General features: G+C 62.5%; 26 protein-coding genes and 1 tRNA gene. 16 read left to right on the top strand and 11 right to left on the bottom strand.

Going from position 1 to position 25,459, the window contains the following annotated elements:
• Positions 1-39 precede the first annotated feature (39 nt).
• Positions 40-1,299, bottom strand: a complete 1,260-nt coding sequence (gene rho / locus ACYQ6T_RS08105; protein WP_459829785.1) for a transcription termination factor Rho — start codon at positions 1,297-1,299, stop codon at positions 40-42.
• Between the two features lie 112 nt (positions 1,300-1,411).
• A complete protein-coding gene (gene trxA / locus ACYQ6T_RS08110; RefSeq protein WP_459829787.1) occupies positions 1,412-1,738 on the bottom strand; it encodes a thioredoxin TrxA in 327 nt (108 codons plus the stop codon).
• Between the two features lie 139 nt (positions 1,739-1,877).
• Between trxA and fdxA the strand changes: the two genes are divergently transcribed.
• From fdxA to ACYQ6T_RS08145, 7 genes are all read left to right on the top strand, one after another.
• Positions 1,878-2,201: a ferredoxin FdxA gene (fdxA, locus tag ACYQ6T_RS08115; RefSeq protein ID WP_459829789.1), complete on the top strand. Its 324-nt coding sequence runs from the start codon at positions 1,878-1,880 to the stop codon at positions 2,199-2,201.
• A gap of 58 nt (positions 2,202-2,259) precedes the next feature.
• Positions 2,260-2,709: a CBS domain-containing protein gene (locus ACYQ6T_RS08120; RefSeq protein ID WP_459829791.1), complete on the top strand. Its 450-nt coding sequence runs from the start codon at positions 2,260-2,262 to the stop codon at positions 2,707-2,709.
• Between the two features lie 68 nt (positions 2,710-2,777).
• Complete coding sequence (locus ACYQ6T_RS08125) at positions 2,778-4,463, top strand: long-chain-fatty-acid--CoA ligase (protein ID WP_459829794.1); 1,686 nt, start codon at positions 2,778-2,780, stop codon at positions 4,461-4,463.
• A gap of 143 nt (positions 4,464-4,606) precedes the next feature.
• On the top strand, positions 4,607-5,632 hold the full coding sequence (locus tag ACYQ6T_RS08130) for an amino acid ABC transporter substrate-binding protein (RefSeq protein WP_459829797.1): 1,026 nt from the start codon (positions 4,607-4,609) through the stop codon (positions 5,630-5,632).
• 91 nt (positions 5,633-5,723) lie between these two features.
• Complete coding sequence (locus tag ACYQ6T_RS08135; RefSeq protein WP_459829800.1) at positions 5,724-6,899, top strand: amino acid ABC transporter permease; 1,176 nt, start codon at positions 5,724-5,726, stop codon at positions 6,897-6,899.
• A gap of 12 nt (positions 6,900-6,911) precedes the next feature.
• Positions 6,912-8,009 carry an amino acid ABC transporter permease gene (locus ACYQ6T_RS08140; protein ID WP_459829803.1) on the top strand — a complete coding sequence of 366 codons (1,098 nt, stop codon included), beginning with the start codon at positions 6,912-6,914 and terminating at the stop codon, positions 8,007-8,009.
• 89 nt (positions 8,010-8,098) lie between these two features.
• Entirely contained in the window at positions 8,099-8,827 is a 729-nt protein-coding gene (locus tag ACYQ6T_RS08145; protein WP_459829866.1) for an amino acid ABC transporter ATP-binding protein, read from the top strand.
• Positions 8,828-8,927: 100 nt separating this feature from the next.
• Here ACYQ6T_RS08145 and ACYQ6T_RS08150 read toward each other — a convergent pair.
• Positions 8,928-9,016, bottom strand: a tRNA-Leu gene (locus ACYQ6T_RS08150).
• A gap of 104 nt (positions 9,017-9,120) precedes the next feature.
• Here ACYQ6T_RS08150 and ACYQ6T_RS08155 point away from each other — a divergent pair.
• From ACYQ6T_RS08155 to ACYQ6T_RS08180, 6 genes are read left to right on the top strand one after another with little or no spacing between them, the layout of a single operon-like run.
• Positions 9,121-9,816 carry a TetR/AcrR family transcriptional regulator gene (locus ACYQ6T_RS08155; RefSeq protein ID WP_459829806.1) on the top strand — a complete coding sequence of 232 codons (696 nt, stop codon included), beginning with the start codon at positions 9,121-9,123 and terminating at the stop codon, positions 9,814-9,816.
• Positions 9,813-10,868 carry an efflux RND transporter periplasmic adaptor subunit gene (locus ACYQ6T_RS08160; RefSeq protein ID WP_459829809.1) on the top strand — a complete coding sequence of 352 codons (1,056 nt, stop codon included), beginning with the start codon at positions 9,813-9,815 and terminating at the stop codon, positions 10,866-10,868. The genes ACYQ6T_RS08155 and ACYQ6T_RS08160 overlap by 4 nt, the downstream gene beginning before the upstream one ends.
• Positions 10,869-13,931 (top strand): efflux RND transporter permease subunit, encoded by a 3,063-nt coding sequence (locus tag ACYQ6T_RS08165; RefSeq protein WP_459829812.1) that lies wholly within the window; start codon positions 10,869-10,871, stop codon positions 13,929-13,931.
• A 36-nt stretch (positions 13,932-13,967) separates the two neighbouring features.
• The gene (locus ACYQ6T_RS08170; RefSeq protein WP_459829814.1) at positions 13,968-14,639 is read left to right on the top strand and encodes a protein-L-isoaspartate O-methyltransferase family protein; all 672 of its coding nucleotides are present in this window, start codon (positions 13,968-13,970) and stop codon (positions 14,637-14,639) included.
• Between the two features lie 9 nt (positions 14,640-14,648).
• The gene (locus tag ACYQ6T_RS08175; RefSeq protein WP_459829817.1) at positions 14,649-14,996 is read left to right on the top strand and encodes a rhodanese-like domain-containing protein; all 348 of its coding nucleotides are present in this window, start codon (positions 14,649-14,651) and stop codon (positions 14,994-14,996) included.
• 2 nt (positions 14,997-14,998) lie between these two features.
• The gene (locus ACYQ6T_RS08180) at positions 14,999-16,309 is read left to right on the top strand and encodes a TolC family outer membrane protein (protein ID WP_459829820.1); all 1,311 of its coding nucleotides are present in this window, start codon (positions 14,999-15,001) and stop codon (positions 16,307-16,309) included.
• Here the strand turns inward: ACYQ6T_RS08180 and ACYQ6T_RS08185 are convergent.
• Entirely contained in the window at positions 16,245-17,642 is a 1,398-nt protein-coding gene (locus tag ACYQ6T_RS08185) for a 3-deoxy-D-manno-octulosonic acid transferase (protein WP_459829822.1), read from the bottom strand. The genes ACYQ6T_RS08180 and ACYQ6T_RS08185 overlap by 65 nt on opposite strands.
• Before the next feature lie 35 nt (positions 17,643-17,677).
• Between ACYQ6T_RS08185 and ACYQ6T_RS08190 the strand changes: the two genes are divergently transcribed.
• The 3 genes from ACYQ6T_RS08190 (at position 17,678) to ACYQ6T_RS08200 (ending at position 19,999) form a co-directional block, all read left to right on the top strand.
• Complete coding sequence (locus ACYQ6T_RS08190) at positions 17,678-18,496, top strand: symmetrical bis(5'-nucleosyl)-tetraphosphatase (RefSeq protein WP_459829825.1); 819 nt, start codon at positions 17,678-17,680, stop codon at positions 18,494-18,496.
• A 75-nt stretch (positions 18,497-18,571) separates the two neighbouring features.
• Complete coding sequence (locus tag ACYQ6T_RS08195; protein WP_459829827.1) at positions 18,572-19,522, top strand: carbohydrate kinase family protein; 951 nt, start codon at positions 18,572-18,574, stop codon at positions 19,520-19,522.
• Positions 19,523-19,534: 12 nt separating this feature from the next.
• Positions 19,535-19,999, top strand: coding sequence for an outer membrane lipoprotein (locus ACYQ6T_RS08200; protein ID WP_459829830.1), 465 nt, complete (start codon positions 19,535-19,537; stop codon positions 19,997-19,999).
• 5 nt (positions 20,000-20,004) lie between these two features.
• On the opposite strand, the gene ACYQ6T_RS08205 is transcribed toward ACYQ6T_RS08200, so the two are convergent.
• The 7 genes from ACYQ6T_RS08205 to ACYQ6T_RS08235 form a co-directional block, all read right to left on the bottom strand.
• Positions 20,005-20,868, bottom strand: coding sequence for a zinc-ribbon and DUF3426 domain-containing protein (locus ACYQ6T_RS08205; RefSeq protein WP_459829833.1), 864 nt, complete (start codon positions 20,866-20,868; stop codon positions 20,005-20,007).
• Positions 20,865-21,794: a 50S ribosomal protein L11 methyltransferase gene (prmA, locus tag ACYQ6T_RS08210; RefSeq protein ID WP_459829835.1), complete on the bottom strand. Its 930-nt coding sequence runs from the start codon at positions 21,792-21,794 to the stop codon at positions 20,865-20,867. Before prmA ends, ACYQ6T_RS08205 begins: the two co-directional genes overlap by 4 nt.
• On the bottom strand, positions 21,775-23,175 hold the full coding sequence (accC, locus tag ACYQ6T_RS08215) for an acetyl-CoA carboxylase biotin carboxylase subunit (RefSeq protein ID WP_459829837.1): 1,401 nt from the start codon (positions 23,173-23,175) through the stop codon (positions 21,775-21,777). Before accC ends, prmA begins: the two co-directional genes overlap by 20 nt.
• Before the next feature lie 6 nt (positions 23,176-23,181).
• On the bottom strand, positions 23,182-23,667 hold the full coding sequence (accB, locus tag ACYQ6T_RS08220; RefSeq protein WP_459829839.1) for an acetyl-CoA carboxylase biotin carboxyl carrier protein: 486 nt from the start codon (positions 23,665-23,667) through the stop codon (positions 23,182-23,184).
• 11 nt (positions 23,668-23,678) lie between these two features.
• Positions 23,679-24,164, bottom strand: a complete 486-nt coding sequence (gene aroQ / locus ACYQ6T_RS08225) for a type II 3-dehydroquinate dehydratase (RefSeq protein WP_459829842.1) — start codon at positions 24,162-24,164, stop codon at positions 23,679-23,681.
• Between the two features lie 67 nt (positions 24,165-24,231).
• A complete protein-coding gene (locus ACYQ6T_RS08230; protein WP_459829845.1) occupies positions 24,232-24,840 on the bottom strand; it encodes a TlpA family protein disulfide reductase in 609 nt (202 codons plus the stop codon).
• Positions 24,837-25,418 (bottom strand): hypothetical protein, encoded by a 582-nt coding sequence (locus tag ACYQ6T_RS08235; protein WP_459829848.1) that lies wholly within the window; start codon positions 25,416-25,418, stop codon positions 24,837-24,839. The genes ACYQ6T_RS08230 and ACYQ6T_RS08235 overlap by 4 nt, the downstream gene beginning before the upstream one ends.
• Positions 25,419-25,459 lie beyond the last annotated feature (41 nt).

Consider the following 25,459-nt stretch of genomic DNA (forward strand, 5'->3'; position numbering starts at 1 on the left):
AATTTCAAAAAAGCCACCGCAAGGTGGCTTTTTTGCGCTCTACGCTCTTCTCATCGAGTCAAAAAACTCAGCGTTGTTCTTCGTCGCTTTGATCTTGTCGAGCAAAAACTCGGTCGCTTCAAGGTCGTCCATCCCGTAGAGGAGTTTGCGCAACACCCAGACCTTCGGCAGCACCGAAGGGTCGAGCAGAAGCTCCTCGCGGCGGGTCCCAGAACGGTTCACGTTGATCGCCGGATAGACCCGTTTCTCAGCCATCCGCCGATCGAGGTGGAGCTCCATGTTGCCGGTTCCTTTGAACTCCTCGTAGATGACGTCGTCCATCCGGCTGCCGGTGTCAATCAGCGCGGTCGCGATGATGGTGAGACTTCCCCCCTCTTCAATGTTGCGCGCCGCACCAAAAAAGCGCTTCGGTTTTTGGAGCGCATTGGCGTCAACCCCGCCCGTGAGGACTTTCCCCGAAGCGGGGACGACGGTATTGTAGGCACGCGCAAGGCGCGTGAGCGAGTCGAGCAGAATCACGACATCCTTCTTGTGTTCGGTGAGGCGCTTCGCTTTCTCGATCACCATTTCGGCCACCTGGACGTGGCGGGTTGCGGGCTCGTCGAAGGTCGAGGCGATCACTTCGCCCCGCACCGAACGCTGCATCTCGGTGACCTCCTCAGGCCGTTCGTCAATGAGCAGCACCATCAGAACCGCGTCGGGGTGGTTCGCGGCAATCGCGTGCGCGATGTGTTGCAGCATTACCGTCTTGCCGCTCTTCGGCGGAGCGACGATCAGCCCCCGTTGCCCTTTGCCGATCGGGGCGATGATGTCGATGAGCCGCCCTGTGAGGTTCTCTTCGCTGCGGATGTCGCGTTCCAGGCGAAAGGGTTCGTTGGGGTGAAGCGGCGTGAGGTTCTCAAAGAGGATTTTGCTTTTACAGACCTCAGGGGGGTCGCCGTTGATGTTGTCGATCTTGGTGAGGGCAAAGTAGCGCTCGCTCTCTTTCGGCGTGCGGATCTCCCCTTCGATCGTGTCGCCGGTGTGCAGGTTGTAGCGGCGGATCTGCGACGGGGAGACGTAGATGTCGTCTGGGCTCGAGAGGTAGGAGGTGTCAGGGGAGCGCAAGAAACCGAAGCCGTCTGGGAGGATCTCGAGCACGCCTCCACCGTAGATCGGTTCGCCGCGTTTTGCGCGTTGTTTGAGAATCGCAAAGACCAGTTCGTGTTTGCGCAACCGGTTGGCGTTCTCAATTCCGTGGTCGTTGGCAATCGCCAGGAGTTGGCTGACGTGCAGGGTTTTGAGTTCAGAAAGATGCATGATTCGCGCGCTATCGTCCAATACCGAAAGATGCCCGTTGGACCAACGGGCGACTGTTCAAGAGCAGGGGGAATGAATGGGGTCACCCAGAGGATTCTGGGTGACCAGATGATCAGAGGTGGCTATCGATGAACGCGGTGAGCTGCGATTTGGAAAGCGCCCCGACGCGTGTGGCGACAACATTGCCGTTTTTGAAGAGCATCAACGTCGGAATCCCACGAACACCGAATTTACTGGGGGTTTCCGGGTTGTCGTCGATGTTCAGCTTGCACACCTTGAGTTTGCCCGCGTAGGCGTCGGCCACTTCGTCCAGGATCGGAGCGATCATCTTGCACGGTCCGCACCACTCCGCCCAAAAATCGAGAAGCACTGGGAGCTCGGACTTGACCACCTCCTGATCAAAGGTGGCGTCACTCACATGATGGATGTGTTCGCTCATGAGAAGCTTAGTTCCAAAAAAGGGTGCAAATACGATACGTCAGGCGAGCCCCTTTGTCAATGGCCTTATGCCTTTTTTCCCATTGATCCGGGCGCGAAGTGTGGCATGATGTGCACACCTCACTCTATAGGAGCGTGCGATGACTTACGTGGTAACCGAAGCCTGCATCCGGTGCAAATATACCGATTGTGTCGATGTCTGCCCGGTCGATTGCTTTCGCGAAGGACCGAACTTTTTGGTGATCGATCCCGACGAGTGTATCGACTGCTCGCTGTGTGTGCCCGAGTGTCCGGTGGAAGCGATCTACGCCGAAGATGATGTGCCGGAGGATCAGCGCGACTTCATTGCGCTCAACGCTGAGCTCGCTAAGATCTGGCCGCCGATCGTTGAACGCAAGGAGCCACTTCCCGATGCCGACAAGTGGGCGCAAGTGAAAGAGAAAAGAGACCTGTTGCAGAGATAATGCGATTCGATTATAATGGTTCAAACGTTCGTTTGAACCTTCTGATCTGGAGAAGGTGATGAAAGTACGGGAAATATTGACGGTCAAAGGGAATGCGCTCTTCACCGTGTCGCCCGCAGCCACCCTGAAAGAGGTGGTGGCGACGATGGTGGCGGAGGACATCGGCTCTTTGGTCGTTTTCGGCGAAGGGCGGCTCGTGGGTCTCGTCACTTTCCGCGAGGTTTTGCGCGCGGTGGCGGCGGCTGGTAGCGCTTGGGAATCGATTGCTGTCCGCGATGTGATGTTGACCGAGCCGATCACCGTGACGCCGGAGATCGAGGTGGAAGCGTTGCGGGAGCGCATGGTCTCTGTCCATCAGCGCTACTTCCCCGTGATGGAGAACGAGACACTCCTTGGTGTCCTCTCTTTTCATGATGTGGCCAAGGCCGTGTTGGAAGAGCAGAGTTTTGAGAATCGGGCGCTCAAGGCGTTCATTCAAGGAATCCAGAACCTAGACGAGCCGACCTGATCTCTTCTACGGGGCAGGAGCGCTCGTCGGGCGTCTGGGTGGTGGGTACTTTTGTGGAGGAGTGGTCCATGGAGCGAATTTGGCTCAAAAGTTATCCTGAAGGCGTTCCTGCCGAAATCGGGCCTTTGGCCTACCGTTCTTTAGGTGATCTTTTTGCCCAGTCGGTTGCCCGTTATCCCGAGCGGCCAGCGGTCGCGTGCATGGGGCGGGTGTTGACCTACCGTGAGCTCGACGGCTACGCGCGCGACTTTGCTGCTTATCTCCAGCAGGTCTTGAAGCTCCCCAAAGGGGCGCGAGTGGCGTTGATGATGCCCAATGTCCCGCAGTACATGATCGCTTTGTTTGGCGCATTGCGCGCGGGGTACGTGGTGGTGAACGTCAATCCCCTCTACACGCCGCGGGAGCTCGAGCACCAGATGAACGACTCCGGGGCGGAGGCGATTGTCATTCTGGAAAATTTCGCCCATACGCTCGAAGAGGCGATCCGTCATGGGGTTCGGCTCCGCAACGTGGTGGTCACTTCTCTGGGGGATCTCTTCCCTGGGGTCAAAGGGATCATCACCAACTTGGTCGTACGCCACGTCAAGAAGATGGTGCCGAAATGGCACATTCCTCAGGCGGTTCGCTGGCAGCAAGCGCTTGCTGCGGGGGCGAAGCAGAACCTGCAACCGGTCGAAGTGGGGCACGACGATATCGCTTTTTTGCAATACACGGGCGGAACTACTGGTGTCGCGAAAGGGGCGGTGCTCCTTCATCGCAACATTTTGGCGAACGTCGCCCAGGCGACCGCGTGGATTCGAAGCGCAGTCAAAGAGGGTGAAGAGGTGGTCATCACCGCGTTGCCGCTCTACCACATCTTTGCTTTGACCGCCAACTGCATGACCTTCACCGCGTTGGGGGGTCTCAATGTTCTGATTCCCAACCCCCGTGACATTCCCGGCTTTGTCCAAGAGCTGAGACGCTGGCGATTTACGGTGATGACCGGGGTCAATACCCTCTTCAATGCCCTTTTGAACAACCCCGATTTTGCCAAACTCGACTTTTCGGCATTCAAGGTGACACTCGGGGGCGGGATGGCGGTGCAGGAGGCCGTGGCAAAACGGTGGAAGCAGGTGACCGGTAAGCCCCTTCTTGAGGCGTATGGGTTGACGGAGACCTCGCCTGCGGTGACGATCAACCCTGTGACCCTGCAAGACTATAACCATTCGATTGGCCTGCCGCTCCCTTCGACCGAAATTTCGATCCGCTCCGATCGCGGTGTGGAGCTTCCCATCGGGGCGGAGGGGGAGCTGTGCGTCCGGGGGCCGCAGGTGATGAAAGAGTACTGGAATCGCCCCGACGAGACAGCCAAAGTCTTCACCGAAGACGGTTTTCTGCGCACGGGCGATGTGGCGAAAATCGACGAGAACGGGTTTATCTACCTGGTTGATCGCAAAAAGGACATGATCCTCGTCTCTGGGTTCAACGTCTATCCGAATGAAGTGGAGGATGTGATCGCGCTGCACCCGGGGGTGCTTGAGGTGGCGGTCGTTGGGGTGCCCGACGAAAAGAGTGGCGAGGCGGTGAAAGCCTTTGTGGTCAAAAAAGATCCGGCGCTCACCGAGGCGGAGATCATCGCGTGGTGCCGGGAACGGCTCACCGGATACAAGGTGCCGAAGCGGGTCGAATTCCGCGACGAGTTGCCAAAGACTAACGTTGGGAAGATTCTCCGGCGGGCGTTGCGCGAAAAGCGGGCGGAAAAGAGTGCCACGTAGGGGGGCGTTCTAGCCCGGCGGAGTTTGAGACTGCGGGCGGTGTGGCGGTGTGGGGTTTTCCCTACTGGTCACGCCGCCCGTTTTCTTTTATAGTTTGATCACCCAACAGGTGTTGGGTTGGTCAAACCCATGGAGGATTGGTGATGCACAAGAAAACGCTTTTGGCGGCGGTTGGTGCCGCTTTGACTCTGGGTGTGGCGTTACCGACGCAAGCGGGCGAAACCCTCAACGCCATCAAGGCACGAGGTGAGATCCGCTGCGGGGTGAGCGACGGGTTGCCTGGTTTCTCCTTCACCGACGAGAAAGGGGTGGTGCGCGGGATCGACGCCGATTTTTGCCGTGCGCTTGCCGCTGCGGTCTTTGGCGACGCGAACAAGGTGAAATTTACGCCGCTCACTGCGAAAGAGCGTTTCACGGCGCTGCAATCGGGTGAGATCGACGTCCTGAGCCGCAACACCACCTGGACGATGTCGCGCGACACCGGCATGGGGATGGTCTTCCCTGCAGCGGTGGTCTATTACGATGGTCAGGGGTTCCTGGTGAACAAGAAACTCGGGGTGAAGAGCGCCAAAGAGCTTGACGGGGCGACCGTCTGCATCCAGGCGGGGACTACCACCGAGCTCAACTTGTCCGACTACTTCCGCGCCAACAAGATGCGTTATACGCCGATTACCTACGACAAGTCGGATGAGTCGGCGAAGGGGCTGGAAGCGGGCCGGTGCGATGTGCTTACCTCCGACCAGTCGCAACTCTACGCCCAGCGGATCAAGATGGCGAACCCTGACCAGTATGCCGTGCTTCCTGAGGTGATCTCGAAGGAGCCTCTTGGCCCCGTGGTTCGCCCGGGTGACCACGAGTGGTTCAGCATCGTGCGCTGGACCCACTACGCGATGCTCACCGCTGAAGAGTTGGGGGTGACGTCGAAGAATGTCACTGAGATGAAGCAGTCGACCAACCCGGAGGTGCGGCGGTTGCTGGGCGTCGACAACGACTTTGGTAAGCCGATCGGTTTGCCGCAGGATTGGGCCTTCCAGGTGATCAAGCAGGTGGGAAATTACGGCGAATCGTTCGAGCGTAACGTCGGCATGGGGAGCCCGCTCAAGATTGCTCGCGGACTCAACGCGCTGTGGAAAGATGGCGGCTTGCAATACGCTCCTCCCATCCGTTGATCGCGCGTCGAGCCTTCCGCTTTGAAGACGCAAACCCCCTGCTCGGAAAGGGGCGGGGGGTTTATTCCTATACAACGCCGTGAGATCGGCCATGAAACAATTTCGTCAAGCGCTCACCTCCTGGCTTTATGACCCCAAAGTGCGTGGGATCGTTGCCCAAGTCGCAACGATTGTGCTGCTCCTTCTCATTGTGGGGTGGCTTGCGCACAACGCGGTGGTGAACCTCGCGGCACGAGGGATCGCTTCGGGGTTTGGGTTTCTCAGCGATCCAGCAGGTTTCGGCATCCTCTTCTCGTTGATCCCCTACCAGGAATCGGACACCTACGCGCGGGTTTTTCTCATTGGCTTACTGAATACACTGTTGGTTTCGGCCCTGGGGATCGTTGCCGCGACGATCCTGGGTTTCATTCTGGGCGTGGCGAGGCTCTCCAAAAATGCGCTCGTCTCCGCGTTGGCCGCGGTCTATATCGAGACGGTGCGCAACATTCCGCCGCTGCTGCAGATCTTCTTCTGGTATTTTGCGGTTCTGCGTGCGATGCCGGCACCGCGTCAGAGCCACGCCTGGTTCGACGCCATTTTCCTCAATATCCGCGGACTCTATCTGCCGCGCCCGATTCCCGCTGACGGCGTGGTGCCTTTTCTCGTTGCCGTAGGGGTTGCGCTGCTGCTCTGGTGGGTGATCGCCCGCTGGGCGAAACGGCGACAAGAGGCAACGGGTCAGCCCTTTCCGGTATTGGGGAGCGGGTTGGGGTTGCTCTTTCTTCTTCCCGCTCTTGCCTGGGCGCTCTTCGGTGCTCCGTTTACGTGGGAGATCCCTGAACTGCGGGGGTTCAATTTTGTCGGCGGTTGGGTGATGATCCCGGAGCTGGTTGCGCTCTGGTTGGCGCTATCGATCTACACCTCCGCGTTTATTGCTGAGATTGTGCGCGCAGGGATCTTGGCGGTTCCGCACGGCCAAACCGAAGCGGCGATGGCGCTGGGGCTTACCGGCGGACAGCGGCTGCGCCTGGTGATTCTTCCTCAGGCGATGCGGGTGATCATCCCGCCGCTTACGAGCCAGTACCTCAACCTCACGAAGAACTCGTCGCTCGCCGCTGCGATCGGTTACCCCGATCTCGTGGGGCTCTTTGCCGGCACAGTGCTCAACCAGACGGGTCAAGCGATTGAGACGATTGCGCTGGCGATGGCGGTCTATCTCTCGATCAGCGTCACCATTTCGCTCTTCATGAACTGGTACAACAAGCGGATGGCGCTCGTCGAGCGGTAAAGGGAGACTTTCATGGCACACGAAACCGCTTCCGTGATGCACCCCCCTAAGGTGGCTTTTTCCTTTCTTGCGTGGATGCGCGAACACCTCTTCTCGGGGGTGTGGAATACGCTCTTGACGCTCCTGACCCTCTACCTCTTGTGGCGATTGGTGCCGCCGGTGATCGAGTGGGCGTTTGTCCATGCCACCTGGAGCGGGACCACACGAAACGATTGCACTTCCGGTGGGGCCTGCTGGGTCTTCATCGCGCAGCGCTTCGCGCAATTTATGTACGGCTTCTATCCAGAGTCCCTCCGCTGGCGCGTCGATACCGCTGGAATCCTTGCGCTCCTCTGGGGCGGTCCGCTTCTTTTCCGCCGTTTTCCCTTCAAGCGCGCCTTGGGCTTGAGCTTCTTGCTGGGTTACCCGTTGGTGGCCTGGTGGTTGCTCTACGGCGGCGACCTCTTCGGCATGACCACCGTTCCGACCGATCAGTGGGGCGGGTTGATGCTCACCTTGGTGATTGCGGCTGTGGGTATTGCCGGTGCGATGCCGCTCGGAATTCTTCTGGCGCTGGGACGTCGTTCTGGGCTACCGGTGATTCAAGCCGTGTCGATTGCCTTTATCGAATTCTGGCGAGGCGTGCCGCTGATTTCGGTGCTCTTCATGTCGTCGGTGATGTTGCCGCTCTTTTTGCCGGAGGGGATGAACTTCGACAAGTTGGTGCGGGCGCTCATCGCGGTTGTCCTCTTTCAGTCTGCCTATCTTGCTGAAGTGGTCCGCGGTGGCTTGCAAGCGATCCCCAAAGGGCAGTATGAGGCGGCGCAAGCGCTTGGCCTCTCCTATTGGCAGATGATGGGGCTTGTGGTCTTGCCCCAGGCGCTGAAGCTGGTGATCCCCGGCATCGTCAATACCTTCATCGCTCTGTTCAAAGATACGAGCTTGGTGATCATCATCGGTCTTTCCGATTTCTTCATGATGGTGCACCGCGCAACCGTCGATCCGGCGTGGCTCGGTTTTGCCACTGAGGCGTATGTCTTTGCCGCTACTGTCTATTGGCTCTTCTGCTTTGGGATGTCGCGCTATTCGATTGCTCTGGAAAAACGGCTCAATACGACCCGCCGTCGCTAACCGTAGAGGATATGAGGACTGGACCGATGAATCAAACTGTTGCAGAGGGTACGGCAACCCGTGTGGCGTCACACAAAACGGCTGAGACGATGATCGTGATGGAGCATGTGAATAAGTGGTATGGGGAGTTTCACGTGCTCAAGGATATCAACCTGACGGTGAGTCGGGGTGAGCGGATCGTGCTCTGCGGCCCGTCGGGTTCCGGGAAGTCGACGACGATTCGCTGCATCAATCGGCTGGAGGCACACCAAAGCGGCCGCATTGTCGTCGATGGGATCGAGCTTTCGGACGATGTGCGTCAGATCGAGGCGATCCGTAAAGAGGTGGGCATGGTCTTTCAGCACTTCAACCTTTTTCCTCACCTCACGGTTCTCGAGAACTGCACCCTTGCGCCGATCTGGGTCAAAAAGATGCCAAAAAAGGCGGCCGAAGAGATCGCGATGCACTTTTTGGAGCGGGTGCGTATTCCCGATCAGGCGCACAAGTACCCGGGGCAGCTCTCTGGCGGACAGCAGCAACGGGTGGCGATTGCGCGGGCGCTGTGCATGAAGCCGAAGGTGATGCTCTTTGACGAACCCACTTCAGCGCTCGACCCCGAAATGGTGAAGGAGGTGCTCGACACGATGATCGAGCTCGCGGAGGAGGGGATGACGATGCTCTGCGTCACCCATGAGATGGGTTTCGCTCGTACCGTTGCCGACCGGGTGATCTTCATGGATAAAGGGGAGATCATCGAGGAGGCTCCCCCGGAGGTTTTCTTCACCAGCCCGAAAAACGAACGGACGAAACAGTTCTTGGGGCAGATCCTCAATCATTGATCGGTCACGGGGTAAATCAGGCAATCAAGCCCTTCTCGTTGTAAGAGAAGGGCTTTATTTATTGTATGGACGTTCGCGCGCGAGCGGGCTTTGTCGTTGATGGTGCCGGGGAGGGGACTCGAACCCCCAAGGCAAGAGCTTGCCGGCGGATTTTAAGTCCGCTGTGTTTACCTATTTCACCACCCCGGCAAGGGAGAGCGGAACGCCATTATACGATACGCTCAGCCCCGGTTGCTTTGCATTCCCTTTTGTGGTGAAATTATGAACTGTTAGTCATTATCTGGGACGGGGCGATGCCAGATCATAGTGGAGCGCGCTTTGCAGCTGCCGAAGAGCGTTCGGTCAAAAAGCGCCGGCGGCGAAAAGAGGCGCGACCGCAGGAGCTCCTAGATGCGGCGATGGCGCTCTTTATCGAACGGGGGTACGCGGCAACGCGCCTTGAAGATGTGGCGCGGCGCGCCGGTGTGGTCAAAGGGACGATCTACCTCTATTACGCCGATAAGCTCGCGCTCTTTACCGCGGTGGTTGAGCAGGTGATTGCCCCCTTGATCGGTGAGGATGAGCGGTGGCTGGTCGAGGGGGTTCCGGCAGAGGCGCCCCCGTTTGAGCGGCTGTGGTTGCTGCTCAAGCGTTGGGGGGAGCGCCTCTTTCATACCCCCCTTGGGGGGTTGGCGAAACTGGTGATGAGCGAGGCGCGCAATTTTCCCGAGATGGCGGCAGTCTATCACGGGCGGGTGATCCATCCGGCGATGGCGCTCGTTGCGCGCATCATCGTCGATGGTCAAGCTCAAGGGGCGTTTGCTGCGGCGCTCGATCCGCAAGTGGTGGCGCGACTGGTGGTCGCGCCGCTGCTGCAGCGCTCCTTGTGGCTCTCTTCCTTTTCGTTGGTCTGCCGTGAAGCGGCCGAGGCGTCTGACGAGGCGGCCTTTTGGGCGAACTACCGGCGGGTTTTGGCAAATGGCTTACTCCTCAGTGGAGAGGAACGATGAACCATTGGCGTTGGGCGATCGTCGCGATGGTGAGCGCTTGTGCGGTGGTGGGGGCAGAGGCTCAAGAGCACGCTCCGACGTTCGTGTTACCGGTAGCCGAGGTGCAACCCGCCGAGGTGCCGCAGCGTTTTTTCGCGGCGACCGTTCGGGCGCGCTATGAGGCGGCCGTCGCGTTTGAGGCGTCGGGACGGCTCTTGACTCGGGCAAAGGAGGCGGGGTCGGTCGTGAAGCGCGGGGAGGTTTTGGCGCAGCTCGACACGAGCGACCTTCAGGCGGCGCTCGAGGCGGCGCAGGCGCAAGCCGAGCAGGCGAAAGCGCAGTGGGTGCTTGCGAGTAGCGAACGGCGGCGGACGGAGGCGCTCTTTGCGCGCGGGTTTGTCGGGGCGCAGCAGCTCGACCGGGCTAAAGCGGGTGAGGAGGCGGCCAAGAGGGCGTGGGAAGCGGCATCGGCGCAGGTGACCAGTCGTCGCTTGATGGTGGCGCACGGCACACTCAAGGCGCCGCAGGATGGGGTGGTGGTGCAGTGGTTGGTCGAACCGGGACAGGTGGTGGCTGCTGGCCAACCCGCGGTGCGGATCGCGCTGGGGGCGGAGCGCGAGCTTGAGGTGGCCCTTCCCGAATCCCTTGCGGCGGCTCCTCAGAAAGGGGTGGCCGAGTCGCCAGACGGCAGGCGTTTTGTGCTGCTGTGGCGCGAGCAGGAGGGGGCGGTCGATCCCATCTCGCGCACCCTTCGCGCCCGTTACCGTTTTGCCGAGGGGACGCCCAAGGAGCGGCCGCCGATTCTGGGCGAGGTGTGGCGCGTTTCTTTTACCCCGGAGGATTCCCGTTCGGTCACCGCTTGGCGGGTGCCCGCGGCAGCGCTCGATGAGCGGGGAGACGGGGCACGGGTGTGGCGGTTGGCGCGCGACGGCACGGTGACGCCGGTTGCGGTGACGGTGGAGCGCTACGGACAGAGTGACGCGGTGGTGCAAGGGCCGCTCGCATTGGGTGAGCGGATCGTCGCGGGGGGGACCCATCGCTTGGTTGCGGGTGCCAAGGTGGAGGCGCGCTAGATGGCTTTCCCCAACCTCTCCTCGCTTGCGGTGCGCGAGCGTGCCGTGACGCTCTTTTTCTTGGTCCTTGCTCTGTTGGGCGGTGCGTTTGCTTTTCTCCAGTTGGGACGAGCTGAAGACCCGGCTTTTACGGTGCGGGTGCTGATGGTCTCGGCGGTGTGGCCTGGGGCGACTGCGGAGGAGGTCGAGGAGCAGATCACCAAGCGCCTCGAGAAGCGGTTGCAGGAGGTGCCGAACCTCTACCGGCTGGATGCGACGGTGCGGCCAGGTCGGACCGATATCAAGGTGGAGTTTCACGATTACGTTCCGGAGCGGGAGCTCGCGCAGCACTTCTATGAGGTGCGTAAGCGGATGTGGGATGAGGCGCGGTCGCTCCCTGCCGGAGCGATTGGTCCGATCGTCAACGACGACTTTTCCGACGTCTATTTTGCCCTTCTCGCCCTCACGGGGCCAAGTAAAACCCACCGGGAGCTGGTCGCGATCGGTGAAGCGATTCGCGACCGCTTGAACCGACTCCCCGGAGTGCACAAAGCGCAGATTCTTGGCGAGCGGCCGCAGACGGTCTATCTCGAGTTCGATTGGCCGCGGCTGCAACGCTTGGGGGTGACGCCGTTACAGGTGATGCAGGCGGTGAGCGCCTATAACCAGGTGGGGCCCGCGGGCTTTGTCGAAACCGAGGCGGCGCGGCTCTATCTCCGTTTGCCGGAGGCCAACCTCGAGGCGCTCGAGCGGTTGGCGTCGTTGCCGCTCAAGATTGGCGACCGGGTGTTGCCATTGGGGGAAGTGGCACGGATCCGCTTAACGGAGGAGGATCCGCCAAGTTATCTCGTGCGGTCGCGCGGTGACGATGCGCTGCTCCTCGGCGTGGTGATGCAGCGCGGCGCCAATGGCCTTGCGTTGGGGCAGGCGCTCGAGGCGTTTCTGGCCGCGGAGCAGCAACGCCTACCGGAAGGGGTGGCGCTCACCCTACTCACCAATCAGGCGGAGGCGATTTCGGCGGCGGTGGACCGCTTCCAGCTGAAGTTCTTCATGGCGGTGGGGGTGGTGACGCTCGTGACCCTGGCCGCGCTCGGGTGGCGCGCCGGCGTGGTGACGGCGATCGCGATTCCGTTGACGCTTGGCGTCGTCTTTATGATTATGCTCGCGCGGGGGATCAGCCTTGATCGGGTCTCTCTGGGGGCGCTCATCTTGGCGTTGGGGCTGTTGGTCGATGACGCGATCATCGTGATCGAGATGATGGTGGTGAAGCTCGAAGAGGGGTGGGGCCGGGCCCACGCGGCCACCCACGCGTGGCACGCGACCGCAGCGCCGATGCTCTTTGGGACGCTGGTGACCGCTGCCGGATTCCTGCCGATCGGTTTTGCCAAGTCGGGGGTGGGGGAGTACGCGGGGAACATCTTCTGGGTTCTGGCTTTTGCGTTGATCGTTTCGTGGTTTGTCGCGGTGCTCTTCACCCCCTATTTGGGATTCAATCTCCTGCCCCACTACCAGAAGGTCGAGGGGGGGATCGATGCCCTCTATGCGACCCCGGGTTACCAGCGGCTGCGCCGGTTGATCCAGGGGTGCGTCCGCTACCGGAAGAGTGTTGTCGCTGTCACGGTGGCGATCCTGATTCTTGCGGGGGTGGGGATGGCTAAGGGGGTGGCGAAGCAGTTTTTCCCCAGCTCAGATCGCCCCGAGGTGCTCGTCGATATCCAGATGCCCGCCGGAACCAGCATTGCGAAAACCGATGAGGTGACGCGCCGGATCGAGGCGCTCCTGGCGCCCTTGCCGGAGGTGCGGTCGATGATGGCCCACGTCGGCCGGGGTGCCCCCCGCTTCTTCATCTCGGCAAGTCCCGAGCCACCCGATACCGCTTTTGCGAAGATCGTTGCGGTCGCGCGTAACGTCGAAGCACGGGAGCGGGTGATCGCGGTGCTCGAAGAGGCGGTGCGGCGCGGCGATTTTGCAGAGGCGCGGGTGCGGGTCCACCGCCTGCTCTACGGTCCGCCAGTACCGTGGCCAGTGGAGTTGCGCGTGATGGGGCCGGATCTCAATGAAGTGCGACGGATTTCCCACGAGGTGCGGGCGGTGATGGCGCAAAACCCCCATGTGGTGGACCCTCATCTCGCCTATGATGAACGGACGCCGGTGGTGACACTCCATTTTCTTCCCGAACGGTTGGCGAGCTACGGCCTGACGCCGCTTGACGTCAAACAGCAGCTGCAGCTTGCGCTTTCGGGGGTGCCGGTGACGGAACTGCGCCGCGGCGATCGCACGGTGCAGTTGATCGCCCGCGGAGGGAACGGGTGGCTTGCGGACCCGAGTGCGCTCGAGACGATCGAGATCCGTACGGCATCGGGGGAGCGGGTACCGCTCCTTGCGGTGGTGCGCTGGGAGGTCACTTTCGAAGACCAGGTGATCAAGCGGTACAACCGCGAGCGCTATATCACGGTGCAGAGCGAGGTCGTTGGGGCGCAGCCGCCTGATGTCACCCGGGCGATCTGGGCGGCGATCGCCCCGATTCGCGACGTCCTTCCTCCAGGGTACCATATCGAAATCGGCGGAACGGTAGAGGCCTCTGGCAAAGCCGACGCGTCGATCCAGAAGCTGCAGCCGGTGATGGTCGCGGTGATGCTCATCTTCATCATGTTGCAGATGCGTGAGTTTGCGGGTACCTTCATGACGGTGGCCACCGCCCCGCTGGGGCTGATCGGCGCGACCGCGGCGCTTCTCATTACCCAGAAGCCGTTTGGTTTTATCGCGTTGCTGGGGTTGATTGGGCTCGCGGGGATTTTGATGCGCAATACGCTCATTCTCACCCAGCAGGTGCGCGATTTTCAGGAGCAGGGGTGGGCGGCTGCTGAGGCGGTCGTTGAAGCGGCGGTGCGGCGCGCCCGGCCGGTGGTCCTCACGGCGCTCGCCGCGGCGTTGGCTTTTCTGCCGCTTGCGACCGATACCTTCTGGGGGCCTTTGGCGATTGTCCTGATTGGGGGGGTAGTCGTCGGGACCGCGATTACACTGCTCTTTGTTCCGGCGCTCTACGCGCTCTGGTATCGTCTGCCGCACACGCTCGGGGTATAATGTCTATTATCAGTTCCTAATAAATCGGGGGGCACCATGGATTGGGAAAAGGCGCGTTTCAACATGGTCGAACAACAAGTGCGGACTTGGGAGGTGTTCGATCTTCGGGTGCTTGAGACTTTGATGGCGGTGCGGCGCGAACAGTTTGTTCCGCAAGCCTATCGCCCACTCGCGTTTGCTGACGTCGAGATTCCGTTGCCTGAGGGGGAGCGGATGTTGCGTCCGGTGGTTGAGGCCAAAGCGTTGCAGGCGTTGATGGTGGCGCCGAACGAGCGGATTCTCGAGGTGGGCACCGGCTCGGGTTTCTTCGCCGCCTGTTTGGCCCATCTGGGGGGTGAAGTGGTGAGCGTTGAGCGCAAAGGGGCTTTGGCCGAGTATGCCGCAGCCGCTTTGCGTCGTGAAGGGGTGCGCAACGTCGAGGTCTTGGTGGGGGATGGGCTCGTAGCTGACGATCGCGCCCCCTGGTGGCAAAAGGGGCCGTACGATGTGATCGTCCTCTCAGGCGGCGTCACGGAGCTTCCGCGCGGGCTCCTCTCTCATCTCAAGGTGGGCGGACGGTTGTTGGCGTTCGTGGGGCGTGCCCCGGTGATGGAAGCGGTCCGCATTGTCTCCCCGGCACCGGGCGCTTATCGCGAAGAGGGGATTTTTGAGACGGTCGTCCCGATGCTCGTCGAACCGACCGAACGGCCGTTGCCGCAAGCAGCGTAAGGGGGCGTGATGGCATACGGAATTCCTGAGTGGACGGTCGCTGAGCTGCAGGCGGCGTTTCAGAATGCGGACGACTCCCAGCGGCCCGAGGTGATCGACGTGCGTGAGGCGTGGGAGGTCGCGCAGCTCCCCTTCCCGGGGGCACGCCATCTCCCGATGCATCTCGTTCCCCTTTCGCTCGAGACGCTCCCGCGCAACCGCCCGCTCGTTGTGGTGTGTGCAAGCGGGGCGCGCAGTGGTCAGGTGGTCTCTTTTCTTCAACAGCGAGGTTTCGACTCGGTCTATAACCTCCAAGGCGGTATCGTGGCTTGGGTGCGTGAAGGGGGTACCCTGCCTACGGGTACCGAAGGAGCGTGATGATGAATGGTCGTTTATGGCGTGCGTTGCTGGCCGCAGGTCTCTTGGTGGCGGGGGGAGGCTTCGCCTATGCTGAGCAGCTCTCTGACGTCTACCACTTAGCCAGAAAGAATGATCCGGTGATCGCCGCTGCCCAGGCAGCGCGGGAGGCGGGGCTCGAGAAGCGCGAGCAGGGTCGGGCGCTGCTCCTGCCGTCGATCGGCGCGTCGGCAGACACCTTCGCCAACCGCATGGAGGTGGGGTCGTTCACCAAGCACTACAACACCAACCAGTGGGGGGTGAAGCTCACGCAACCCCTCTACCGTCCGCAAAACTGGGCGCAGGCCGAGCAGGCTGAGCTGCAATCGTCGCTGGCCGAGGTGCAGTGGCGGGATGCCGAGCAGCAGTTGGTGCTGCGGGTGGCGAAGGCGTGGTTCGATGTCCTCACCGCGCGTGCCGGGTTGCAGGCTGCCGAGGAGCTCAAAGCGGCGGCCGAAGGGCAGTTGAAGCTTGCCAAAGCGAGCTTTGAGGTCGGGACGGTGACGGTGGTCGACGTCTTTGAGGCGCAGTCGCGCTTTGATCTCGCCGAAGCGCAGGTGGTCGCGGCGCAAAATAGCGTTGCGGTCGCTGAAGAGGCGCTCGTCGCGATCACGGGCCAAGCTCCGGCGAGTTACCCGCAACTCAAAGAGGGGGTGAAGCTCCTTCCGCCTGAGCCGGCGGGGATGAAGCTTTGGGAAGAGGCGGCGCGCAGCGACAATTTGACCGTCACGCAGGCGCGCATCGCCGAGACGATCGCGAAAAAAGAGGTGGAGCGGCGTCGCGCGGGGCACCTGCCGTCGGTTGACCTCGAGGCGATGATCGGTAACCAACGGCTCTTTTCGCAAGCGCGCTTTCAGACGACCGATGTCGACGCGGCGCAGATCGGCGTGCGGGTAACGATTCCACTCTACGCGGGTGGGGCGATCAGCTCGCAAGTGCGGGAAGGGGCGGCGCTCTTGATTCAGGCTGAACGCAACCGCGAGGCGGCGGAGCGGCAGGCGGTGCTCGCGACCAAGCAGGCTTACCTCAATGTCACGAATGGCCTCACGCGGGTGAAGGCGCTCGAAGCGGCGCTTGCTTCGTCGCTCAAGAACCTCGAGGCGACCAAAACCGGCTTTGAGGTCGGGGTGCGGATCAACCTCGACGTGTTGAACGCGCAGGCGCAGGTGGCGGATGCGCGCACGCAACTCGCGAAAGCGCGTTTCGATACGCTCTTGGCGTTGTTGCAGCTCAAGGCTGCGGCGGGACGGTTGGCGGCCGATGATCTGGCGCAGGTGGACGCGCTTTTTGAGTGACGAAACGGCTCTTGTACTCCGACGGAGCACCGCTCTCGCGCTCCACAGAGGGCGGGGTCAGAATCGGGTGCAGGAGTTCTAGGGTACGGGCCGTTGCCCCGCGGTGGGCGGCGAGAAAGAGCGCGCCGCGGGCCACATGGTCGGCGTGGAGTTCCGCACTGTGGATCAGCCGTAGCGCATAACGCAGTGCCGCTTCGGTGTCCGGGCACTGCACCAGCGCCCGCGCGCGGCGACCGGTTGCGACGAGGTCGTCGAAGTGGGCGACGTGGGGGCCGACGATCGGCGGACAGCCGGCGGCGATCGCCTCAAGCGGGTTCTGCCCGCCGAACGGTTTCCAACTGCCGCCGATGAGCGCCGCACCGGCGAGCGTATAGTAAGCGGTCATCTCCCCAAGGCTGTCGCCGAGCCAGACGTCCAGGCCGGCGTGCGGTGCCGTTTCGCTCCGCCGCGCCCAGTGGTAGCGCCGTTGGGTGAGGAGCTCGCCGACGGCGTCGCACCGCTCCGGGTGACGCGGCACAATGACAAGGAGCGGGACGCGCCACTGCGGCGGGAAGTTCTCGAGTAACCGCTCCCAGGCGTCGAGGAGCAGCCGCTCTTCGCCTTCGCGGGTGCTGGCCCAAACGATCACCGGCCGGTCGCCGAGCTCGCGACGCCAGGTGCGCCCGAGCGCGACCTTCTCGGGGTCGGGGGTCTGGTCGAACTTGAGGTTGCCGGTCACTGTCACCGTCTCAACCCCCAACTGGCGGAAGCGTTCGGCGTCGGCTGGGGTCTGGGTGGCGATCTGGGTGAGCGCGTGCCACGGGAGCGGCAAGAGCCGCTCGAGACGGCGGTAGCGGCGAAACGAGCGTTCCGAGAGCCGGGCGTTGATGAGCACGACGGGAAGCGCGTGGGCGTGGGCCACCCGCAACCAGTTGGGCCAGAGTTCCGTCTCCATGAGGAGCAGCGCGCGCGGCTGAGTCGCGGTGAGAAACGCCTCGACCCACGCTTCATGGTCGTAGGGTGCCCACGCTTGGATGACGAGCGGGTCGCTGCTCCAGGTGGTCGCTCCCGTCTCCCAGCCCGTCGGCGTCATGTGGGTGAGGAGAATCGGGGTCTGCGGATAGGTTCGGCGCAGTGCAGCGATCAGGGGTTGCGCGGCGCGGGTTTCGCCGACTGAGACGGCATGGAGCCAGATGGGGCGCTCTAAACCGTGCGGCCATGCGAGTTGCCCAAAGCGCTCGGCAATCCGCTCGCTATACCCGGGGTGGCGGGTGGCGGCAAGCTGCTCCAACCGCTTGATCAGCCACGGCTGCGCCCAGCGCCACAAGAGGTTGTAGATGTGGTAGCGTTTCACGTTTGTCAGTATAGCGCGAAGAGAAGGAAGATGTGATGGCGACGTGGGTGGTGGGTGACGTGCAGGGGTGTTGTCGTGCGCTCGAGCGGCTCCTTGCGCTCTGCCATTTTGATCCCGCTGTGGATCGCCTCTGGTTGGTGGGGGATCTGGTGAACCGCGGCCCCCAATCGCTCGAGGTGTTACGGCTGGTCACGGCATTGCCGGAGGGGTCGGTGACCGCGGTCCTTGGCAACCACGACCTCTACGCGCTGATGCGTGCTGCGGGCGTCAAGAGAAGTGCAAACGACGACACGCTCGACCCGCTCTTCGCCGCGCCCGACCGCGATCGGCTCCTCGACTGGTTGCGGGCGCGGCCGCTCCTCGTTTGGGACGAGCGGCTCGGTTGGGCGATGGCGCACGCGGGGATTCCCCCGGTGTGGGATTGGGCGACCGCTGTCGCCACAAATGCCGAGGTGGTCGCGAAGCTCGCGGGCGACTTGGGGTGGCTCAAAGAGCTCAAAGGGGGAGAGAACAAGTGGCACCCCGAAGCGACGGGGATGGCGCGGCTTCGCTATATCGTCAATGGTTTCACCCGGATGCGCTTTGTCCACGCGAAGAGCGGCGCGCTCGAACTCAAGGCCAAAGGGCCGCCGCAGCAGGCTCCGAAGGGGACGGTGCCGTGGTTTCGCTACGCCCATCGTGTTCCCCTCCCTTATCGCGTCGTCTTCGGTCACTGGTCGCTGCTGGGGTTCTACGCCGACGAGGCGGTGTTGGCGGTGGACACGAGCTGCGTCTATGGCGGGCGGCTTACTGCGGTGCGGCTCGACGATCTGGCGGTGGTGTCGGTGGCGTGTGGGGAGTGCATCACGCATTGAGGGGGTGTACAGGGGTGCGCGTTACCCCCATCGCGTTCGGGTAGAATGGAGGGCAACAGAAGAGTAGGAGTTGCGATGCTTCCGATTGCCGTTTGTGGCTCGATGGCCTACGACACGATCATGGTCTTTCACGACCGATTCCGCAACCATATCCTGCCCGACCAGATCCATATTCTGAACGTAGCGTTTCACGTTCCCGAGATGCGGCGCGAGTTTGGCGGCTGTGCCGGCAATATCGCGTATGGCCTGAAGCTGCTGGGGATGGAACCCATTATCGTTGCGACGATGGGGCAGGACGCGGGGCCTTACCTCGAGCGTTTGCGCGCGTTGGGGATGCGCGACGATGGCATCCGTATCTTTGCCGAGGAGATGACGGCACAAGCCTACATCATTACCGACCTCGACGACAACCAGATCACCGCGTTTCACCCGGGGGCGATGTTGCGTTCGCACGCGAACGCGATCGACCCCAGTTGGGGCGCGGTCTGGGGGATCGTCGCGCCGGATGGACGGGAAGGGATGATCGTTCATGCCGAGGAGTTTCACGACGCAGCGATCCCCTTTCTCTTCGACCCCGGGCAGGGGCTGCCGCTGCTCACCGGCGCCGAGCTGCTGCGCGCACTGGAACTGGCCACGGCTGCGGTGGTCAACGACTATGAGGCGAAGCTCCTTGAGGAGCGGACCGGCTTGAGTCTTGAACGACTCGCGGAGCGGCTTGAGGCGCTCATCGTGACACGCGGGGCAGAAGGGGTCGATTGTTATCACAGCGGCGCGTGCACCCGGATTCCGGCGGTGCCGGCGCGGGCAGTTGTGGACCCCACGGGGTGCGGCGACGCCTTCCGTGCGGGGCTCTTGACCGCGAAGGCGCTCGGTGCCGAGTGGGACGATGCGGTGCGGTTGGGGGCGGTGATGGGGGCGGAGAAGATCGCCACAAGCGGCGCGCAAAATTACACGCTGAGCTTTGCCGAGGCGGTCGCGCACTTGCGCCGCCACTATGGGGTTGTGGCTGAGTGGGCCATTGTATGAGGAGAGGAAATCATGAGAAGCGTCTCGTACCTGGTTGTGCTCTTGGCAGGTAGTGCGCTCTTGATGAGCGGTTGCGCGCCGAGCCTAGGGAGCAGTGCCTACGCGCGGCAGGAGGCGCGGCGGGCGATGGAGGTGAAGTACGGGGTGATCGAGGCGATCCGTCCGGTGAAAATTGAGGGCACCCAGAGTGGAGCGGGGACACTGACTGGGGCGCTCCTCGGCGGGCTTGCAGGGAACACCTTGGGCGGCGGTCGCGGACGGGTGGCGACGACGGCGGTCGGGGCGGTGGCCGGCGCTGTAGCGGGGCAGGCAGTGGAAGGCGCTGTGACCGGGAAACCTGGGATCGAGGTGACCGTGCGGCTCGATAACGGCCAAGTGCTCGCGGTGACGCAAGAGGACGAAGGGGAAGGATTTCGCGTCGGCGAGCGGGTGCGGCTCCTCAACGACCGTTACGGGAACGCCCGGGTAGCTCGTTGAGCCACTCACGGGTAGAAAGGGGTGACCTCGAAGCCGACGACGCCATTTTCCACTGTCTGAAGGGCAAGGGTGACGCCGACCCGCTCTTGAGCGGCGAAGGGTCTCTCAGAGGGAGCCCCCCATTCATTCGGAGAGAGGTTTTTACGAACGAGCGCGCGACCGAGGCCGTCGGTGAGGGTGACGGAGAGATTCGGCCAGGGCATCGGGTAGGTGGCACGGTTGCGCAGGGTCAATTCCAGGGTGTAGCGCGTGGGTTCGCTCTCTTTGATGAGGTGGGCGGCCTCGATCTGGAGCTTTTCACCGTCCGCTGGGGGGGTGATCTGACAGCCGAGTTTTGCACACACCTCACTCCATGTGGGATAGAGCTGCGGGGCAATACGCAGAATGGGGGCGTGGGCAACGAGCGCAATTTGCCACAGGGCCAGCGCGGTGAGCAGAATGAGAAAAAGTCCGCCGGTGAGGATCGAGAGTGAAGAGGGGCGCGTGCGGGTGAGTTGAGGAAGCGGGGGGAGCGGACGAACGGGGGGCACGTCGGCGGCGACTGCCCCGGAGAGGGGGGATGGTTCCGGGGAGGTTCTGGTGTCCTGGGTCTGAGTCCCGTTAGGTTCGTTGCTCAGCTGCTCTGGTTCTAGGGCGCGTGGTTCGGGGGGTGGTTCCCGAGGGGTGGCGCTCTTTTTTTCCCTAGGGCTGATCGCGTGGCGAAGCGCGTCGAACGGTTCGAAACATTCACCGCAGAGCGCCCAGCCTTGCGCTTTCTCCAACACCCGTTGGCTCACGACGAAGGTGGCGCTGCAGTGGGGGCAGCGGACGATCAGGCGATCGCCGGGGCTATTGGGGAAGGGTTCCGGGTGACTGTCAGTAGCCGTCACAAGCGATTCCCCTCCAACCGGACCCACCCCTCGCGTTGCGCGCCCACGGTCAGAGCAACCCACGGCGCGTAGGCGGCGATCACCTCGTCGGCTTGATCTTGCAAAACTCCAGCGAGCGCGATTTTGCCACCGGGCGCAACCCGCGCGATGAGTGTCGGGGCAAGGAGAATCAGCGGCCGGGTGAGGATGTTGGCGACGACCCGCTCATACTGGCGGGTGATGCTCGCTTCAGCGCTCAGAATCTCCAGGGTCACGCCGTTCGCTTCGGCATTCGCACGGGTCGCAGTGAGCGCATCGGGGTCGATGTCGACGGCGATGACCGGGTGGGCGCCCAATTTCGCGGCGCTGATCGCCAGGATCCCCGAGCCACAGCCGTAGTCGAGGAGCGCCACACCGGGGGCGACTTCGCGCACCAGCCATTCGAGGCAGAGGAGCGTTGTCGGGTGGCTTCCCGTGCCGAACGCGAGCCCAGGGTCGAGACGAACGACCGGCGCGTCGGTGTGTGGCGGTTCGTGCCACGAGGGGACGATCCAAAGCGCCCCGTCGGCGACTGGAATCGGCGGGAACTGACTTTGCGTTTGCCGAACCCAGTCGGTTTCAGCGATGGGGAGCACCGTGTATTCGGCGGGTGGCGTGATCGCGCACGCGGAAAAGATCGCGGCGAGTTCCTCTTGCCAAGGGCGCTCAGCGTCAAAGAGGAGCGCAACGATCGAGCGGTGCCAGAGGGTTGCGGGGCCTTCCCCCGGTTCGCCAAACTGGGGCGTCTCTTGCGGGGTACCGGCGTCGGCATCTTCGAGGGTGGCCGCAAGCGCCCCGTGGTCGAGCGCACGCTCCGCCAGCCGTTCGGCCTCCGCGGCGGGAAGGGTCACGCGCACCTCGACCCAGCGGACGGGTGACTGCGGTTCGCTACTTTTTGCCATGGGCATCGAGCCACTGCTCCAGGTAGTGGATCGAAACGCCCCCCTCACGAAACGCGGCGTCGTTCATGAGCTGAAGGTGAAGGGAAGCGTTCGTTTGGATCCCGGTGACAACCAGCTCTTCCAGTGCGCCGCGCATCTTGGCAACAGCTTGCGCCCGGGTGGGGGCGTGGGCGATGAGTTTGCCGATCATCGAGTCGTAGTGGGGCGGGACGGTGTAGCCGGAATAGACGTGGGAGTCGACGCGGACACCGGGGCCGCCGGGGGCGTGCCACTGCTCAACGCGCCCAGGGGAGGGGGTGAAGCGGTAGGGGTCTTCGGCGTTGATGCGACATTCGATCGCGTGGCCGCGCAGGACCACCTCCTCTTGGCGAAACCACAACGGTTCACCCGCGGCGATGCGGATTTGCGCCTGCACGAGGTCGATCCCGGTCACCATTTCGGTGACCGGATGTTCCACCTGGATGCGGGTGTTCATCTCGATGAAATAGAACCGCCCGTCTTCATAGAGAAATTCGAAGGTGCCGGCCCCCCGGTAGCCGATGCGGCGGCAGGCTGCGGCGCACGCTTCCCCTACTTCGGCGATCAAGCGGCGATCGATTCCCGGAGCGGGGGACTCTTCGACGATCTTCTGATGGCGGCGCTGGAGCGAGCAGTCGCGTTCGCCGAGCCAAACAGCGTTTCCGTGGGCGTCGGCAAGGACCTGGATTTCGACGTGGCGCGGCTGCTGGAGAAACTTTTCGAGATAGACCGCGGCGTTGCCAAAGGCGGTGCGCGCCTCGGTGCGGGTGGTTTCGACTGCCGAGAGGAGCGCCGCTTCGGTGTGCACGACCCGCATCCCTCGTCCGCCGCCGCCGCCTGCCGCCTTGATGATCACCGGGTAGCCAATGTTGCGCGCAATGCGCAGAATCTCGTCTGGGTCTTCAGGGAGCGCCCCTTCCGACCCCGGGACGCAGGGGACACCTGCGGCGATCATCGCGCGCTTTGCGGCGACCTTGTCGCCCATCATCGCGATCGTCTCGGGCCGTGGGCCGATGAAGGTAAAGCCACACGCCTCGACCCGTTGGGCAAATTCGGCGTTTTCTGAAAGGAAGCCGTAACCCGGGTGGATCGCTTCGGCGTCGGTGACTTCGGCGGCGGCGATGATCGCCGGGATGTTGAGGTAGCTCTTCGCCGCAGCGGCGGGACCGATGCAGACCGCCTCGTCGGCCAGCCGGACCGGTTTGCTGTCGCGGTCGGCTTCGGAGTAGACCATCACGGTGGCGATGTCGAGCTCACGGCAGGCACGGAGAATCCTGAGCGCAATCTCGCCACGGTTTGCGATCAGCACTTTGCTGAAGGGGGGATGGGTCGGGTGGGTCGAAGGCCAGTGGGACGTGGTCGAGTTCATCGCACGTTATCCGATGATGAAAAGGGGTTGGCCATATTCAACCGGTTGGCCGTTCTCGACGAGAATCGCCTTCACCACCCCCGCAACGTCGGCTTCGATCTCGTTCATCAACTTCATCGCTTCGATGATGCAGAGTCGGTCGCCCACTTTGACCTGCGAGCCGACCTCGACGAACGGCGGAGCGGAGGGGGAGGGGGCGCGGTAGAAGGTGCCGACCATCGGCGACTTGACGACGTGACCCGAGGGGAGCATGTCGCCCCCTGGAGCGCGCTCCTCAGTCGGGGTGGTGACGGCGGGAGTCGGTTGCGGGGCGGTAGGAACCGGAGCCGCATGGACGACAGGTCCTACCGGATAGGAGGGGTTCGCTTGCGCAATCAGCGGAGGGGCATACTTGGCGATCCGCACCTTCTCTTCCCCTTCGGTGATTTCGATTTCGGCAATACCCGAAGCCTCAACGAGTTCGATCAGTTTCTTCAGTTTGCGCAAATCCATTGGTGCTTTCCTCAAGAATGGGATGGGGTGCGGTTCGCCTCTTGCTGCAGCCAGAGGAGTGCCGCTTCCAGTGCCGCTTCGTAGCCGTAGGCTTGGAGCCCGGCGATGACGCCGACCGCTTTGTCGGAGAGGTAGGAGTGGCGGCGGAAGGGTTCGCGGGCGTGGATGTTGGAGAGATGGACCTCGATGAAGGGGATCTGGACCGCCGCGAGCGCATCGCGGATGGCGACACTGGTGTGGGTGTAGGCGCCCGGGTTGATGAGGATGAAATCGACCCCCTCTTCCATCGCTGCCTGGATGCGATCGACGAGTGCCCCTTCGTGGTTGCTTTGGAAGGTTTCAACGACTGCACGGTTACCCGCGCGGGCGGTGAGGGCAGCGTGGATGTCGGAGAGGGTCGTTCGCCCGTAAATCTCCGGTTCGCGCACCCCCAAAAGGTTCAGATTAGGCCCCTGCAAAACCAGGATTCGCCACGGTTGCGGCGCTGTTGCAGACATCACCGAGCTCCTTTGCAGCGCAGAAAGGATCCAAAAGGTGAAGTTTGCCGCATTTCGCGACTTTTGCCTAGGGGTTGTCCCCCTTTGACCTGCGAAGGGGTGTCACGACGGGGACAATCGCTCTTTCGAGCTCCGCTTGACTCATCGCGCCGACGTGGTGGGCAACGGGGTTGCCTTGGGCGTCGAGGATGAGGGTGAAGGGAAGCCCGCGGTTGGGGTTGCCCAGTTGGGTCGTCTGCCCCAGAGCAAAGCCGCCGGCGACGAGCGTCGGGTAGGGGAGATCGAACTGTCGGGCATAGGCAAGGAGCTTTTCCCGCTCATCAAGGCCAAGGCCGACGAACTGGACAACACCCTGGTATTGCCGCGCGACCGCGGCAAAGGCGGGGAGCTCCTTTTGGCAGGGGGGGCACCAGGTCGCCCAGAAGTTGATCACCAGCGGCTGACCGCGCCAGTCATTGAGGGTTTTGGGAGCGCCCGAGGTCACCTCGGGCATCTGGGCGGTGAGGAGCTGCTGGAGTGCCCGCTCGTCATAGATGGGCGAAGCGTCGCGGGGAGCCGGGGAGGTGGTGAGGGTTTGACGGAAGAAAAGGAGAAGCACCAACGCGGCAAGAAGTGCGGCAACGAGCCAGTGAACGAGGTTCTTCCGGGGGGTGCCTTGTGCCGTGTTGTCGTTCATCGCGACTCCAAGAGGGCAGTGAGGAGCGGCAAATTGAGGCCGCGATCCGATTTTTTTCGCCGACGCTCGTCGAGTGCCGGCCAGACGCGCAAGCGCACCGGAAAAGGGGTATCTTCGAGAATCAGCTCGGTCTCGGGACGGCGGGCGGCGCTCGCTTTCGGGGTGTGGACGCGAAACCGCCGGTGTTCGTTGAGGAGAAAGATTTCGACCTCTTTCCCCGATTCGGCGAAGAGGTCGATTTCGATTTCGCTCAACGGGCCGGCGGTGCCCTGCGCGACGCCACCGACCAGGTAGCTCGGCCACGGGAGCCAAGCGAGGATTTTCGCCGCTTCCCGCCGCATCGCGGTGAGCCGCTCGGGGAGATTTTCGAGTTCGCCATATTCCGCGACAAAGTCGGCGAGCGCCGCTTCGACCGCTTCGTTACTCGGCAACATCGTCCGCGGCGGGAGCCCCAGCTGTTTCACCGCTTTGCGTTTCGCAAAGGCGAAATCGCGAATCCCTTCGTCGAAGATGAGGCGGGCGGCGACCTGCGCGATTTCGTCGCGATAGTCGAGCGCTTCCAGAGTTCGGGTCTTCATGGGCGAGGGGGTGTGCGAAAATGGCACTATTGTACCAATCG

It is taken from the genome of Hydrogenophilus islandicus, assembly GCF_054657095.1.